This window comes from Sediminihaliea albiluteola, assembly GCF_014077625.1.
Taxonomy (GTDB): domain Bacteria; phylum Pseudomonadota; class Gammaproteobacteria; order Pseudomonadales; family Halieaceae; genus Sediminihaliea; species Sediminihaliea albiluteola.
In genome coordinates, this window is record NZ_JACFXU010000018.1 from 189,756 (window position 1) to 205,358 (window position 15,603).

Consider the following 15,603-nt stretch of genomic DNA (forward strand, 5'->3'; position numbering starts at 1 on the left):
CTCAATGCTAAAAAAACTATTAAATCGTAAAGAAGAGCCGACGCAAACAGCGAATGCCCCAATAGTGAGTATTGTGGTCATTGTCTACAGCATGGTCGAGCAGGCGCGTAAAACCTTGCGCTCACTCTACAGTGATTATCAGTTAGATGTGAGTGATCAGCACTACGAAGTCATTGTGGTGGAAAATGAGTCAGAGCACTGCCTTGACCAAGCATTTCTGCAAGACTTACCCGGCAACTTCCGCTACTTTTTACGTCGCAATGCTGAAAGCAGCCCTGCCGCCGCAATCAACTTTGGTGCAGAGCAGGCTCGCGGAGATCATATCTGCACCATGATCGATGGCGCCAGAATGTTAACGCCGGGCGTTGTTAGACAACTGATCCGCGGTCATAAGCTGTCACCGCGCGCGGTGGTGACAGTGCCTGGCTATCACCTAGGCAATGATCTGCAGCAGAACTCGGTCAATGAGGGTTATTGCGTGGAATACGAAAGAGAGCTGCTTGACTCTATCGTCTGGCCCGGAGACGGGTATAAGCTATTTGATATTGCTTGCTTTAGTGGTTCCTGCGCCCCTGGTTTCTTTTTGCCCAACAGTGAGAGCAATTGCATTAGTTTATCCAGAGCGCTGTGGCAGGAGCTGGATGGCTTTGATGAGCGCTTCAATTTCAGCGGCGGTGGTTTAATTAACCTCGACTTTTATAAACGTGCCTGCGAGTGTCCCGAGACCCTACATGTGATCGCTTTAGGTGAAGGGACTTTTCATCAGTTCCATGGTGGAGTGACAACGGGTGGACAAGCGGCGAGCAAGCGAGAAGCCTATATTGACGCGAGTAAGCGCCAGTACCGGCAGCTAAGAGGACATGAGTTCGAGAGTCCAGTAACGGCGCCGGTCTACCTAGGTGAGTTACCGGTCAATGTGCTGCGCTTTATTCAACGCTCCGCCGATGTGGCGCTCAATCATCTTTCACCGGCTCCCGCAGCACTAAAGGCCTGTGAGGGCTGATAAAGCGGCTATGTAAAGGCCTTGACTTTCCGCTAATCCGCCTAAGAATTTAAAAGGAAGCTATCAAGCATGTCCGACAGTATTTATTTCCCTCCTTCACTACAGCGTTTTGAGCCCAAGCGCATGGTGTTTAGCACTTGGGTGGATCACTTACCTTTTGCCTACGATTTGGTGGCAGCGATTCGCCCCAAAATGCTCGTAGAGCTCGGCGTTTATAATGGGCTGTCGTTCTTTACTTTCTGCCAGTCCTTGATCGAAAACAATATCGATGGGGTTGCCTACGCCGTCGACTGCTGGGAAGGCGACGAGCATACCGATGCTTACGATGAGTCGATCTTTTTAGATGTTCAAAAGCATGCTCGGGAAAATTATCGGGGCATCACCTACCTGATGAAGATGTTCTTTAGCGAGGCCCTGCAGCACTTCAAGGACGACTCGATAGACTTGCTGCACATTGACGGTTTACACACTTATGAGGCCGTTAAAGAAGACTTTGAAACTTGGTACCCCAAGGTGCGACCCGGCGGCATTGTGCTGTTTCATGACGTCATGGCGCGTTTAAAGGACTTCGGTGCTTGGCGATACTTTGAAGAGCTTGAGCAGAGCCATGAAGAAATTTTTAAGTTTCACCATGGCTTCGGTTTGGGGGTGTTGCGTAAACCCGGTGGGCAGGCGCCAGAAACCCAGTTAACTCAGCTATTGTTCAAAGGTGATGAGGCCTCTGATCAGAAATTGAGACAGTTTTATGTTCATGCCTCGCACTTTTTGGAAGCTAGGCGCCAAGCGGGTCGCTTTAGAGAAATCACAGAGAACCGCAAGAAAGGTGGCCAGGGCAAAGCGACGGCTTAAGAGTTGTCGTGAAACTGCGCCTGTTCACAGTGGCTAAAGCGAAGTGGGCCGAGCTGTCGGCGGTAGCAATTTTGCTAGTGCTGTTCACATCACTGAGTGCATGCGGTGACGAAGCCAAGGTTTCAGGCCTAGCTCGGGAAGCCAGCGCGGCCCCACCGAATATTCTGTTGATCCTGCTCGATGATATGGGGGTTAATGATGTGGGCGCCTATGGTGGTGGTGCGGGAGTCACGCCACACATTGACCGCTTTGCTCAGCAGGGCCTGCGTTATACCCGACACTATACCGATAGCACCTGTACAGCGACTCGCGTGGCTCTGCTATCGGGGCAGGACCCAGCGTCAATGGGTTTTCGGCCGGCCGCTGCCGGTATCCCTGCAGAAATAAAAACCTTGCCCGAACAATTGCGTGAGGCAGGTTACACAACCCATCATATTGGCAAATGGCACGCCGGTTTTAATACTCGGGAAGCCTGGCCTAATGCACAGGGCTTCGACAGTTTCTTTGGTTTTTTGAACCAGTTTTTATTGCGGGGCCCACATACTGAGACTGAGTTGATAACGGGCCGGCCTACTTACCACAACCCTTGGCTGCAACACGACATGGAAGCACCCAAGCAATATGAGGGGCACTTGTCGTACCTATTGAATACAGCAGTATTAGATTTTCTTGAGCGGCATGCCAAGGATGAAAGCCCCTGGTTTTTAAACTATTGGACTTATGCGCCGCACCGGCCTTTGCAGCCAACCGAAGAGTATTTATCTCGGCACCCAGCCACGGCGGAAGGGCGTTACTTGGCATTGCTTGAAGAAATTGACGCTTTAGTGGGAAGGGTGCTACAGGCCTTAGATGACTTGGGCTTAGCCGATAAGACTTTAGTGCTCATCGCCAGTGATAACGGCGGAACGGCAAAAGAATATCCCAGTAATGCGCCGTTTCGAGGTGGCAAAGCGACTTTTTTTGAAGGTGGGGTGCGCACGCCGCTCTTTGTCAGGTGGCCCGGCCAGCTTGAAGCGGGTTTAGAAGATGATCGCGTGCTCTCAGTAAAGGATTATCTTCCTACTTTGGTAGCGGTAGCGAAGGGACAGCCGGGTGATAGTGCAGCAGGCAATTTTTTAGCTGCCAATGACGATGCGAGAACTGTCTCGCGTCCCTTGTTTTGGGAGGCTAGCAATTCAGTGTTTCACAGTTGGTCGGTCTTGGATGAGACGGGGCGCTGGCGACTTTACCGAGATTACGAAAACAAAATGCACCTGACTGACTTGGCTGCAGCAGCAGGTGGCAAGGATGTAGCCCTAGCGGAGCAAAGCAGTCTCGTTGCTGAGCTTACCCAGGCATATAGCCGTTGGCATCGTGTGCAGCATGCCCCCAGCCTGCCATTTGTAGCCGATATGGAGTCTAGTCGTGGGCAGGGGCAGTTTGCAGGCTATGATGTGCTTCGAACACCCGGTGTGGAGGGCTGGAGCTTCGCCTTAGCGCTTCAACCTGAGGGCCGCTCTACCTCGATGGGGCCGCAAATCATTGCGGCCCAAGAGCCGCACTGGCGTTTGCAGCGACAGGCAGGTCAGCTAGAACTAAACATGCAGGGCTTAGAGTTAGTGGCGGCAGAGCCTCCGCCGGGGCAGTGCAGCGAGATAGTCATCGCGACGCAGTTTACCCAGGCCTACAGTGCTCCAGCTTTTAAGTCGGGCTTGGTGGAGCTGTTTTACGATGGCGTCAAAGTGGCCTCAGCCAGCACCGACACGCCGCGCCTGCCACCGCAGGATTTTAGTCAGCCCACAACTCTTGGCCGCGACGCCAGTGGCGGACAGGTCTTTCAGGGGCAGCTGGGGCCGGCCCGTTTCTGGAATGAGCGCCTAGTCGCCGATGAGCATGCGGATGTTTATCTGCAAAATAGTGTTGCTAGTGGTCAGGGAGAATTGTGTCAGGCCCTAGTCGAGCGAGGCGGCGATGGCGGCTTGCGCTGACAATAGCAATGATGAATATAAATTCTGCTCCAGCGCTAGCAGTGCTGGGGCTGCACTAGAGTGAGTCAATGAAGCTGTCAATTATCCTTGTTGCCTATGACATGCAGCGCGAAATCCCTCGCAGTCTAGAGGCACTGTGTCCTAGCTACCAATTAGGTGGCGATCAACTGGATTATGAAGTGGTGCTGGTCGATAACGGCTCGCCGACGCCACTGGCGATTAATGCCGATGACTATCCGGGCTTGAGACTGCAGCAGCTGCGTATCGATGACGCACCGCCTTCGCCCTCTTATGCGGTCAATGCCGGGGTGAAGGCCGCTAGCGGTGATGTGATTTGTTTAATGATCGATGGCGCCCATTTGTTGACCCCTGGAACCTTGCAGTGGGCTAGTCGTTGCTTTGCGGCCTTCGATAATCCGGTGGTGGCAACACGCTATTTTTACTTAGGGCCTAAAGAGCAGCCCGAGTCGATCGTTGAAGGTTACGACCAAGCGGCAGAAGACAAGTTGCTGGCAAAGATTGCTTGGCCCAGCGATGGTTACAAGTTATTTGAGATTGGTACTCCGCTGCGCAATGGAGCCAATAAGATCACTTGGTTTAACCGTATGTTTGAGTCCAATTGCCTTTTTTTAAGACGTAGCTTGTTTGAGGAAATCGGCGGTGCTGATGAGCGCTTTGACTTCCCCGGTGGTGGTTTTGTTAACCTTGATATTTATAAGCAAGCGCTTGACGCAGAGGGCGCCACACCGATCCAGTTAGTCGGCGAGGGCAGCTTCCATCAAGTGCACGGTGGGACTACGACCAATAGTAGCGAAGAGAAAAGGCAGCAACGCTTAGCGCTGTACCGAGAGCAGTACAAGCAGATTAGGGGTCACAGCGAGCTGGTTTCTGATAAAGTTTTAAATTTCATGGGTCACTTGCCAACTAAGGCCTCCAAGATTCATCTGAGAAACTAGCGGAGTTTCAGTTTACACAGGACGGTGTCAATGTTCACAAACAGTCAAGCTCACTCTGATACAGCAGGCGATGTTTTACAACGTGCTGATCACTTATTGCAGAACGCCGACTTTGCTGCGGCACTGGACTGTTTGAGCCAAGAGCAGGTGCAGCGGCCCTCACCAGAGCTCGAACAGAAAATCCTCGATATCCGCTTAGCGGCATATGCCCAAGTGGATTGGGGCAATAAGCCTGAGCAGTGGCCGCCGAGTCATGATGACCGTTTTGCTGCGAACAAGGGTTTAGCAGAAATTGAGCGGAGCGAGTTAGATTGCGAGTCGCTGGCAGCGGGGGTGATTGGTGCTGGCGGATTAATTGTGCGGGGCTTGCTGAATGAGCAGCAAGTGGATGATTTAAAAACGGGTATTGATAATACCTTGCTAGCTCGGCGGCGTCTGTCGCAAGGTGAGGGCGAAGCTGGTGATGAGCGTTGGTATAGTCGCTCTGAGCGTATTGCCGGAGGCCCTGCCCAGTTTGGCAGCTTGGGTGCCCAGCAGTACAGTGACCATGGTTCAGTATGGGCCGCTGATTCACCCAAAATGGCCTTTGAGCTGACTGCACTCTATGCGCGCTTAGGTTTACAGCACTTGCTGGCCAATTATTTCGGTGAGCCGGCAATGCTGTCGGTTAAAAAATGGGTGCTGCGCAAGGTTAAACCCAACCCAGAGCAACAGGCGGGTTGGCATCAGGACGGGCGCTTTCTCGGTGCTGGTATTCGCACAGTCAACATGTGGATTGCCTTGAGTGAATGCGGCGGAGATGCCGCCGCACCCGGTATGGATATCGTTGCGGATCGAAATAAAGTCATTCACCAAACCGGTACCCACGGCGCACCCTTTGACTGGACCGTGGGCCCGGGTTTAGTTGATCAGATCACTAGGGAGTCACCGGCCCTCAATCCACAGTTTCAGCCTGGGGATGCCTTATTTTTTGATCAATACAATCTGCATCGCACAGGTTTTTATCCTCATCACCGCCACTACCGCTATGCGGTTGAGTCTTGGTTTTTTGCCGCCTCCTGTGCGCCACAAAAGCAAATGCCGCTGTTGTTTTAAGCTGTGCTGTTTACCCAGTGAGAGGCAAATAATCACACTTTTAGCAGATGTTTTGTCAAAGGTAGGGCGAGCTGAAATAAATTTAAAGCGCGATTTTATGCTTCAGGTTCAAGAACGGCAGCTCGATGGCGCGGTAGGTGAAGATCGATAAGCCAAGTGCTAAAAGCATGGCGATCAGGGGCATGGCGTAGAGCCAGAGTGAGTCTAGATAGGCTGCCTCACCCATGCGCGTTTTGATTGGGTAGATTAAGTAGAACAGTATGGGTACATGGGTGAGGTAGAACGAATAAGACAGCTTTCCCAGAATCGCCAGTGGCAAGTTGGCGATCAGGCGCTTACCGGGAAAGTTATATAACACCAAGCTAAGAAGAATAACGGACCACAGAAAAGATTCGTAGAAATGGTGGATATGCCATGTTGCTTCGGACTGTTGGTCACCGATAGAGGCGACCTTCTGTAAGACTAAGCCGAGCGCAATCAGACTAATAGCGCAGCACAGCAAGGCCCAAGTTCGGACTTTATTAACAAGATGGATGTGGGTTTTTTTATTGAGATACACGTAGATCGCAGCGGCGAATATGCCGCATAAAAAAGCGGGTAAGCGAGCAAAAATAGATTTTGTAAAAAAGAACGGAAAGGCTTGGTTTATATCGGGCTTGCTCAAGACAAAGTAATAGTAGGCTGCGCACCAGGCCAGAAGTAGCAAGCCTGTCAGCAAGCGTCCTAGTGGCTTTAGCAACCACAGGGACATCAGCAGCGGTAGCGCCAGATAAAACTGTACTTCAGTCGACAGGGTCCACCACACGACGCTATAGGGGAACAAATCGAAGCCGACAAAAAAGAACGCGCCGGCCTTGAGCAGTTCCATTGAGGGCCCTAGTACAGCGAATGTAAACAGCAGCGCTGCGTAGTACATCGGTAAAATGCGGATGACACGCGATATATAAAAGCGCTTTACAGAGGGCTGGGGCCGCTGTGGGTCACTGTAATGTTTGAGCCATGGCAGGCTGAGCAGAAAGCCACTGAGCACGAAAAATAGCGTAACCCCGGTGTTGCCGCTAATAATAAAGCTCAGCGCTAAATTAGGTGCTCCATCCACCTTTAAGCCGCTGATGCCCCAGCAGTGAAATAAATAGACCAATAATATGGCCAGCCCGCGCAAACTCTCAAGCTCAGGTAAATAACTGCGTTCGGCGCGCAGCCCAGCGTCTAATTGCAACCAGCTAAAGGCACGACCAGCCCAAGCTTGGGGCTGAGGAGTGGTTGCTGCTGTTTGCATTAATTGATACTGCCTTGCTCTGGGGTATTGGCGCCGCGTTTGGCATAGCGCTGTGCTAATTGGCGATCGTAGCGGATGCGTTGTTTCAGTGATTCCTGCCACTCTTCTTCGGGTAATTCCTGAAAAGAGCTATCCCAAGCATTAAGCTTGTAGCTTTTGTTTTTCCAGTAATATTGCAGCGATGTATTGGACCAGCCTTGGTAGATACTGTCCCATGACTCACGATTAAAATGCGGTAACAAACTTTGCTCAGTGAGCGCTTCGTGTTCGCGTTGATAGCGGAAGTCTACCGATAGGCGCATGCGATTGCTGAGGTTGGGGAGGGCGCGATGTACCGTGAGACTGTGAAATATAAGGAGGTCTCCAGCGGCAAAGTCCGCGCTGTGCCATTCTAGCTCCTCGTGCCGTTCATCCAATACGCACTGTCGATGGCCGGCGCCGAGGGAAAAGGTCAGCGGGAGCAGGCCGAGTTGCTGAGAGCCCTTCAAAATAGCCAGCGGGCCAAGCTCGATCGGGCAATCACCCAAAGGTAACCAGCTAGCGAGTAAGTCGCGGGTGCCCTGGTTGTTGGGGTAATCCTGATGGGGCGGAGTAGACCACTCAACATTGTCAGGAAACACCAGGCGACAGATAGACAGCGGGTGGGGGAAGGCGCTCGGCCCCAACAGAGCCTGCATAAGCTCCATAAGCTTGTGGTGGTGGGCGAGGGCGTGGAATGACTCTAAACGCTGTATGTCATCGTAAACGGGGAAGTAGGCCTCTTCGCCTTCCACCACTGGCTGATGGTCACTGATCGCCTCTAGCGGATCTGTGTTGGCTGCCAGCCAGCCGTGGCGCTGACAAATAGAAGTAATAGAACTGCGCAGCGCCAGCAGTACTTCTGGCTCAATTTGCTGTCGCAAAAATAAATAGCCGTCTTCATTGAAGCGGGAGCGCATGGCTTGGGTATCGCCAAGCAGCGCACTGGAGTCGAGAAGTTCCTGCATATTGGAGTGATTTGTTATGGTGGTGGCTAAGGGTTCCATCGGCACTGGGAGAAATCAACTATTTTGTCTTTGTTAAGCACCAAGCCCTCTGCAGTCAGCCGCTCTCTTTGAGTATAATACCCAGCAGAACCCTGTGCTAATGAAAGCTTTCCTTGAGCATTGATGACTCGGTGCCAAGGTATTTTGCTGTCTGCTGGTAATTGCCGCAAGGCATGGCCGACTCGTCTGGCCCCAGCTGGCAGGCCTGCTTGGCGAGCGATATCGCCATAAGTGGCCACTTTACCAGAGGGGATCATCGCCACAACTTGCCAAACGCGCTGGTCGAGGCTGGGTTCATATTCACTCATCGCGAGTTCAGATGATATGTTGAAAGAGTATTTTGAAACGTAGTCGCACTCACAAGCTGTTATTTCCCCTCGTTATTATCTGCCAGCTTTTCACTCACTCAGTGTTGGCAGATCGCCTCTATACGACAGATGGTGAGTCAATTCCAGGGACCTTATTGGGTCTTGAAAATGGCAAGCTGCGCTGGAAGTCCGAAGTATATGGTGAACTGAGCGTAGATCAATTTCACATTAGGCGCATTGAGTCGCATGGTCACTTCGATTTTAAGCTCAGCGGTCGCGAGCTGAATAATTGCTGGATGTACGTGCAGCGCGATCGGCAACTGCTCCATTGCAATGAAGGCGTTGAAGTACTGAAGAGCTGGAAGTTGGTACTTGCCGCCGGTGACTCAGTTAACGAACCGCCGCCGATCTTGGTGCAGAAAGGCAATATAAATATTGCCGCAGAAGACTCATCGGGCAACAACAATCTGAGCAAGATTAATGTCGACGCTCGCTCTGAAATGCGCTTTATCGAATCGCGCCATACCATAATGCTGCGTTATCAGGAGGAGCGGCTGGACTCCGAAACAGCGCGCAATATGTGGCGCAGTGCCTATCAATATGACCAGTTTTTTACTGAGCAGTGGTTCGTGGTGGGCAACGCCTCCTATGAAGAGGATGAATTCAAAGACATTGAGCAGCGCACGCTGCTGGGTTTGGGTATGGGCTATCAGTTCTTGGAGACGAGCTATGTCGACTTATTTGCCAAGGGCACGGTGAACTACTTCGACGAGCAGTTTTCTCTTGGTCATGACCGAGTGACGCCGGCTTTCTTGTGGAGCCTCGATTTTGCCTGGCGCTTTAACGATAAAGGCATGGAGTTTTTTCATCGCCACGCCATGCTGCAGGCTTTTCAGAGCTCGGAGGATTATGAGGTAAGCACGCTGACCGGCTTTAAGTACCCCATCAACGGTCAGTTCAGCTCCACCATTCAGTTGCAGTACGACTACGACAACCTGCCATCTCAGGATGATATCGAGCAAAAAGACCAGACTTGGTCGATCGGGCTCAATTATAAGTGGTAGCGCACCAGTTCTTCTGCATCTAGCCCTTGTAATAGGGGACTATGCCCCCACTATCAGTACAGAGGAGAGGCTAGATGCGATTTATTTTACTTCTGCTGCCATGGCTGGAATTGGCGACATTGATACAGCTGGGCATTGAAACCAGTGCCCTGACGGCCTTGGCTTATGTTTTTGGCACCTTTGTGCTCGGTCTGTTAGTGATACAGCGCCAGGGCATGGGCATGTTTCAGCGCTTGCGTGAAGCTCAGCACGGGCAGGTGCTTGGCACTCGTTTGCTAGTCGATGATATGGCCGTGGGTTTGGCTGGACTGTTGTTGCTGGTGCCGGGCATGATCACTGATTTTGCGGCAGTGATTGTGCTGATTGGACCTTTGCGGCGCAAAATTCAACGCTTTTTCGCCGGTGAACAGCCCGAAGTATACCGCTCAGAGCGAGATTCTGACTCTCATGTCACAATTGAGGGTAGCTACCGGCGGGTGGATGACTGAGTCGCCTGTTTATCTATAAGCTACTGAAAAATAAGACTTATTTTGATTTTAATGGCTCGATCTCGGCGCTTGACAGTTGCCCAGTCAAGATTAAAATTAGCACTCTCTTGCAAAGAGTGCTAGCTGGGCCTTGAAAACACATTTTACCGCCCCAATACAGCAAGTAACCCCTTGTGGGGCTTGCATAACATCGTTACTAGGAGAATCTCACAAATGAAAATCCGTCCGTTGTACGACCGCGTGGTCGTTCGTCGCAAGGAAGAAGAAGAAACTACTGCCGGTGGCATTCTGTTGCCCGGTTCTGCTAAAGAAAAGCCCAACCAAGGAGAAGTGGTTGCGGTTGGCGAAGGCAAAGTGCTGGACAACGGTGATGTGCGCGCCCTAGCCGTCAAGGTTGGTGATCGCGTGGTATTTGGCCAGTATGCAGGCAGCAACACGATCGAAGTTGACGGCGAAGAGCTGATCATCATGGGCGAGAGCGAAATCTTTGCCGTTGTTGAGTAACACAACGCGCAATTCGCTTTCGAGAACATTGGAACAAATTGAGTTATTAAGGAACTAGATCATGGCAGCTAAAGAAGTAATTTTCGCTGACGACGCTCGTCAGCGTATGCTGAAAGGCGTAAACATTCTGGCAGATGCAGTAAAAGCGACACTGGGTCCCAAGGGCCGCAACGTTATCTTAGACAAGTCTTTTGGCGCACCTACTGTGACCAAAGACGGTGTATCTGTTGCTAAAGAAATCGAACTGAAAGACAAGTTCGAGAACATGGGTGCACAGATGGTTAAGGAAGTGGCTTCACAAGCTTCCGACCAAGCTGGTGACGGTACCACTACAGCTACTGTACTGGCTCAGGCCATTGTCAACGAAGGCCTCAAAGCCGTTGCGGCGGGCATGAACCCAATGGACCTGAAGCGCGGTATCGATAAAGCCGTTGCTGCAGCTGTTGCTAAAGTTCAGGAAGCCTCTATCCCCTGTGAAGACAACAAGGCTATCGCTCAGGTAGGTACTATCTCGGCTAACTCCGACTCCCAGGTAGGCGACATCATTGCCGAAGCTATGGGTAAAGTGGGCAAAGAAGGGGTGATCACCGTTGAAGAAGGTTCTGGCTTGGAAAATGAGCTGGACGTGGTTGAAGGTATGCAGTTCGACCGCGGTTACCTGTCTCCTTACTTCATCAACAATCAGGACAACATGAACGCTGACATCGAGTCACCTTTCATCCTGATCGTTGACAAGAAAATCTCTAACATCCGTGAGTTGCTGCCACTGCTGGAGCAGGTTGCCAAGGCTTCCAAGCCGCTGGTAATCATCGCTGAAGATGTTGAAGGCGAAGCACTGGCTACTCTGGTAGTAAACAACATGCGCGGCATCGTGAAAGTTGCTGCCTGTAAAGCACCTGGCTTCGGTGATCGTCGCAAGGCTATGCTGCAAGACTTGGCGATCCTGACCGGTGGTGTGGTGATCTCTGAAGAAGTGGGCATGGATCTTGAGTCCGCTACTCTGGAGCACTTGGGTACTGCTAAGCGCGTCACTATGGACAAAGACACCACAACCATCATCGATGGTGCTGGTGAAGTTGAAGCCATTGAAGCTCGCGTGAAAGAAATTCGTGTTCAGATCGAAAACACTTCTTCTGACTACGATCGTGAGAAGCTGCAAGAGCGCGTTGCCAAACTGGCTGGTGGTGTTGCAGTGATCAAGGTTGGTGCTGCCACCGAGATCGAAATGAAAGAGAAGAAAGCCCGCGTTGAAGATGCTCTGCACGCAACTCGTGCGGCAGTTGAAGAAGGTGTTGTTGCCGGTGGTGGTGTTGCGCTGATCCGCGCTGTTGTCGCTATCGCTGACCTGAAGGGTGACAACGAAGACCAGCAGGCAGGTATTGCTGCTGCTCTGCGCGCAATGGAAGGTCCGCTGCGTCAGATCGTGAGCAACGCCGGTGACGAAGCCTCTGTGGTACTGAACAAAGTTCGCACAGGTGGCGACGGTAACTTCGGTTACAACGCTGCAACTGGCGAGTACGGCGACATGCTGGAGATGGGTATCCTTGACCCTGCTAAAGTTACTCGTACTGCGCTGCAGGCTGCAGGTTCTGTTGCCGGCCTGATGATCACCACTCAGGTGATGATTGCCGACGCTCCTGCGGACGACAATGCTGCACCTGCAATGCCTGATATGGGCGGCATGGGTGGCATGGGCGGCATGATGTAAAAAAGCCTGGTCCATAGGCCTATCGAAAACCCCAGCTCTTTGAGCTGGGGTTTTTTTATGGGCGAGCGGAATGGCTTCAATTACATGAATGAAGCTGCCCCTCAGCTCATTGCTCAGCAGAGGCGCGTGCAAAGTAGCAGCGCCTTATCACCGAGCCTGGGAGCAGCATCGTAGATACTCTCTCTGCGCCAGCGTGTACAATGATCGCTGGGGCCATAATGGCAATAAAAGGAGAGACCCATGATTATTGAGTTCATCTTGCGCTGGGCGCACGTTATGTTCGGCATTACCTGGATCGGCATGCTGTACTACTTCAACTTCGTACAGACCGAGTATTTCAAAGAAGCTGAGGCCCAAGCCAAAGCCGATGCAATGAAGAAACTGGCGCCGCGAGCCCTGTGGTGGTTCCGCTGGGGGGCTATGTTCACCTTTATCACCGGTTTTGCCTTGCTGCATTCCGCGCTAGATATGGAATACCTCGTCCAGTCTTCATTGATCTTGCTAGGTGCCTTGGCTGGCACAATAATGTTCCTCAACGTGTGGCTCATTATTTGGCCCAAGCAGCAGATTGTGTTGGGTTTAAAGCCTGGCGAAGGGCCAGTGGCTGCGGCTAAGGCAGGTTTGGCGTCGCGCACCAACACCTTGCTGTCCGGCCCCATGCTGATGGGTATGCTGGGCTCCAAGCATCTGGTGATCATGGATATGAGCTCAACCGGCTTGATTGCTGCGGTGCTATTGATTTTGGCGGTTGAAGCCAATGCGCTATTTGGCAAGACCGGCCCAATGACCAGTGTCGTGGGAGTGATCCACTGCAGTATCGCCCTGACCGGCGTAATGTGGGCACTACTCGCCTTCCTATAATGGGCTAGTTGTAACGGCTGTGGTAGCCGGAGCACTGTGTTCCGGCTTTTTAGTTTCTGCCCCTCTAGCGGCTATGTATAATGGCCGCTCGACTCTGATTGATTAGTTGCTTTATGTCTCAAGACGATTTGGATCACATCCCCTCAATAGTGCCTACTAGGGATAGCGAGCAGCACTACGCTAGCCCGAAGAAGGCCCGCCCAAATAAGCAGGCATCTCGCAATGGCGGTGCTAAGCCGCCCAGAACGGGCGCTGGTAATGGTGCGGGATTGTGGACGCGACTGTTTATTACTCTGTCCTTGGTGGTGGCAGGAATAGCTTGTGCCTGGGCTTGGCAGTTGCAAGAGGAGTTACAGCAGGCCAACCACACCATGGAGCGCTATGCGGAGCGTATTGCTGATCTCGAGGACCGCTTGTCTGATACCGACGAGGGCTTGAGCCAAAACACTCAGGCTATGGCGGTAAAGATTAAGGAGCTGTACTCCGAGGTCGATAAATTGTGGGCCTCTGCTTGGCGTCGCAACAAAGCTAAGCTAGACGAGCTTGAGAAGGCCAGTGCTACTCAGGGTAAAAAGCTAGCCAGCACTGAAAAGTCACTGAGCAGCGCCGAAGCCCAGATCAAAAGCGCTGCCGCTGATATCACTAAGCTAAAAAGTGTCGCTGGTGATTTAGAGCGATTAATGGCCAGCGCTAAAGCCAATGGCGCAGAAGTAGAGCGGGTGGCCGATGCCCTTAATCGCATTAATCTGGACTTGTCCAAAATGAATAAACGTGTGCAGAGCAACGAAGAGTGGGTGGAATCGATCAATGCCTTCAGGCGTCAGATCAACTCGCACTTAACCCGTTTGCAAGCCTCAGTGCGGGCTCTGGAGTCCGCTTCAACTGCGCCCTAAAGCTGATATAGGCCCTACTGTTCCCCGGGGGTGTATACTGACACCCCCTGAAATCTAGTCTCTTAGCAAGGAATTCTCCATGACTGTCATTCGCCAGGACGATTTCATCGATAGCGTCGCCGACGCCCTGCAGTTTATTTCTTATTACCATCCGCTGGATTTTGTACAGGCGGTTAATGAAGCCTATGAGCGCGAGCAGAACCCTGCTGCCAAGGATGCCATGGCGCAGATTCTGATTAACTCGCGCATGTGTGCCACAGGTCACCGCCCGATTTGTCAGGATACCGGCATTGTCACTGTGTTCCTGAAAATCGGTATGAACGTGCAGTGGGACGCCACTATGTCAGTGGCTGATATGGTGAACGAAGGTGTGCGACGGGCCTACACTCACCCCGACAACGTACTGCGCGCATCTATTTTGGCTGACCCAGCCGGTGCCCGTAAAAACACCAAAGACAACACGCCGGCCGTGATTCATATGGAAGTGGTCGAAGGTGACACCGTGGATGTGCAGGTGGCGGCCAAGGGTGGCGGCTCTGAAAACAAATCCAAGATGGCGATGCTCAACCCCTCCGACAGTATTGTCGATTGGGTTGTGAAAACGGTGCCGACCATGGGCGCAGGCTGGTGTCCGCCAGGCATGCTGGGTATCGGCATTGGTGGAACCGCAGAAAAAGCAGCGGTGATGGCCAAAGAATCCCTGATGGACCCAATTGATATTCATGAGCTGCGCAAGCGCGGCCCCTCCAACCGAGTGGAAGAATTGCGTCTGGAAATCATGGATGCAGTGAATAAGCTGGGTATTGGCGCTCAGGGCTTGGGTGGTTTGACCACTGTGCTAGACGTCAAGATCATGGATTATCCAACTCACGCGGCTTCTCTGCCGGTAGCGATGATCCCCAACTGCGCCGCAACGCGTCACGCGCACTTTGTCTTAGATGGCTCGGGCCCGGCGCTGCAAACACCACCAGATCTTGATCAGTGGCCCGATATTACTTGGGAGGTGGGTGATAAGGTGCGGCGCGTAAACCTAGACACCGTGACTCCCGAAGAGGCCGCCCAGTGGCAGCCCGGTGATACCCTGCTGCTGTCGGGCAAAATGCTCACTGGCCGAGATGCGGCGCACAAGAAAATGACCGAGCTAATCCAGTCTGGTGAAGGTTTGCCGCCCGAAGTTGACCTCAAAGGGCGCTTTATTTACTACGTTGGCCCCGTCGACCCAGTGCGCGACGAAGTGGTCGGCCCGGCTGGTCCCACTACAGCCACCCGTATGGACAAGTTCACTGACTACATTTTGGAGCAAACCGGCCTGCTGGGCATGATCGGCAAGGCAGAGCGCGGCCCTGTCGGTATCGATGCGATTAAAAAGCATAAAGCGGTCTACTTGATGGCAGTGGGCGGTGCGGCTTACCTGGTGTCTAAAGCGATCACCTCGTCTCGCGTAGTGGCTTTCCCAGAGATGGGCATGGAAGCGATCTACGAGTTTGAAGTGAAAGATATGCCAGTCAGTGTGGCGGTGGATGCCCGCGGCACCTCGGTACACGAAATTGGTCCAAAAATCTGGCAACAAAAGATCGAAGAGCAGGCCATCGAAGTGGTCTAA

General features: G+C 52.4%; 15 protein-coding genes. 12 read left to right on the forward strand and 3 right to left on the reverse strand.

Annotation, left to right across the window (positions count from 1 at the left end):
* The first annotated feature begins 4 nt into the window (after nt 1-4).
* The 5 genes from H2508_RS14315 to H2508_RS14335 all read left to right on the forward strand — a co-directional run bounded on the left by H2508_RS14315 (nt 5) and on the right by H2508_RS14335 (nt 5,870).
* Entirely contained in the window at nt 5-1,003 is a 999-nt protein-coding gene (locus tag H2508_RS14315) for a glycosyltransferase family 2 protein (protein WP_182175257.1), read from the forward strand.
* Between the two features lie 69 nt (nt 1,004-1,072).
* Nucleotides 1,073-1,852: a class I SAM-dependent methyltransferase gene (locus tag H2508_RS14320; RefSeq protein ID WP_182175259.1), complete on the forward strand. Its 780-nt coding sequence runs from the start codon at nt 1,073-1,075 to the stop codon at nt 1,850-1,852.
* Between the two features lie 8 nt (nt 1,853-1,860).
* The gene (locus H2508_RS14325) at nt 1,861-3,819 is read left to right on the forward strand and encodes a sulfatase-like hydrolase/transferase (protein ID WP_182175261.1); all 1,959 of its coding nucleotides are present in this window, start codon (nt 1,861-1,863) and stop codon (nt 3,817-3,819) included.
* Between the two features lie 68 nt (nt 3,820-3,887).
* Complete coding sequence (locus tag H2508_RS14330) at nt 3,888-4,775, forward strand: glycosyltransferase family 2 protein (protein ID WP_182175263.1); 888 nt, start codon at nt 3,888-3,890, stop codon at nt 4,773-4,775.
* A gap of 30 nt (nt 4,776-4,805) precedes the next feature.
* Entirely contained in the window at nt 4,806-5,870 is a 1,065-nt protein-coding gene (locus tag H2508_RS14335; protein WP_182175265.1) for a phytanoyl-CoA dioxygenase family protein, read from the forward strand.
* An 82-nt stretch (nt 5,871-5,952) separates the two neighbouring features.
* On the opposite strand, the gene H2508_RS14340 is transcribed toward H2508_RS14335, so the two are convergent.
* Genes H2508_RS14340 through H2508_RS14350 form a run of 3 tightly spaced genes read right to left on the reverse strand, consistent with a single transcriptional unit; the run spans nt 5,953 to nt 8,482 of the window.
* On the reverse strand, nt 5,953-7,149 hold the full coding sequence (locus H2508_RS14340) for an acyltransferase family protein (RefSeq protein WP_182175267.1): 1,197 nt from the start codon (nt 7,147-7,149) through the stop codon (nt 5,953-5,955).
* Complete coding sequence (locus tag H2508_RS14345; protein ID WP_182175269.1) at nt 7,149-8,135, reverse strand: phytanoyl-CoA dioxygenase family protein; 987 nt, start codon at nt 8,133-8,135, stop codon at nt 7,149-7,151. Before H2508_RS14345 ends, H2508_RS14340 begins: the two co-directional genes overlap by 1 nt.
* Before the next feature lie 26 nt (nt 8,136-8,161).
* Entirely contained in the window at nt 8,162-8,482 is a 321-nt protein-coding gene (locus H2508_RS14350; protein ID WP_182175271.1) for an MGMT family protein, read from the reverse strand.
* A gap of 32 nt (nt 8,483-8,514) precedes the next feature.
* Between H2508_RS14350 and H2508_RS14355 the strand changes: the two genes are divergently transcribed.
* The 7 genes from H2508_RS14355 (at nt 8,515) to H2508_RS14385 (ending at nt 15,603) form a co-directional block, all read left to right on the forward strand.
* On the forward strand, nt 8,515-9,546 hold the full coding sequence (locus H2508_RS14355) for a DUF481 domain-containing protein (protein ID WP_182175273.1): 1,032 nt from the start codon (nt 8,515-8,517) through the stop codon (nt 9,544-9,546).
* 74 nt (nt 9,547-9,620) lie between these two features.
* A complete protein-coding gene (locus tag H2508_RS14360) occupies nt 9,621-10,034 on the forward strand; it encodes an FxsA family protein (protein WP_182175275.1) in 414 nt (137 codons plus the stop codon).
* 213 nt (nt 10,035-10,247) lie between these two features.
* Nucleotides 10,248-10,538, forward strand: a complete 291-nt coding sequence (locus H2508_RS14365; RefSeq protein WP_182175277.1) for a co-chaperone GroES — start codon at nt 10,248-10,250, stop codon at nt 10,536-10,538.
* A 61-nt stretch (nt 10,539-10,599) separates the two neighbouring features.
* Nucleotides 10,600-12,246, forward strand: coding sequence for a chaperonin GroEL (gene groL, locus H2508_RS14370; RefSeq protein WP_182175279.1), 1,647 nt, complete (start codon nt 10,600-10,602; stop codon nt 12,244-12,246).
* A 240-nt stretch (nt 12,247-12,486) separates the two neighbouring features.
* Entirely contained in the window at nt 12,487-13,107 is a 621-nt protein-coding gene (locus H2508_RS14375; RefSeq protein WP_182175282.1) for a urate hydroxylase PuuD, read from the forward strand.
* 113 nt (nt 13,108-13,220) lie between these two features.
* Nucleotides 13,221-14,000 (forward strand): hypothetical protein, encoded by a 780-nt coding sequence (locus H2508_RS14380; protein WP_235965411.1) that lies wholly within the window; start codon nt 13,221-13,223, stop codon nt 13,998-14,000.
* A gap of 79 nt (nt 14,001-14,079) precedes the next feature.
* On the forward strand, nt 14,080-15,603 hold the full coding sequence (locus tag H2508_RS14385; RefSeq protein WP_182175284.1) for a fumarate hydratase: 1,524 nt from the start codon (nt 14,080-14,082) through the stop codon (nt 15,601-15,603).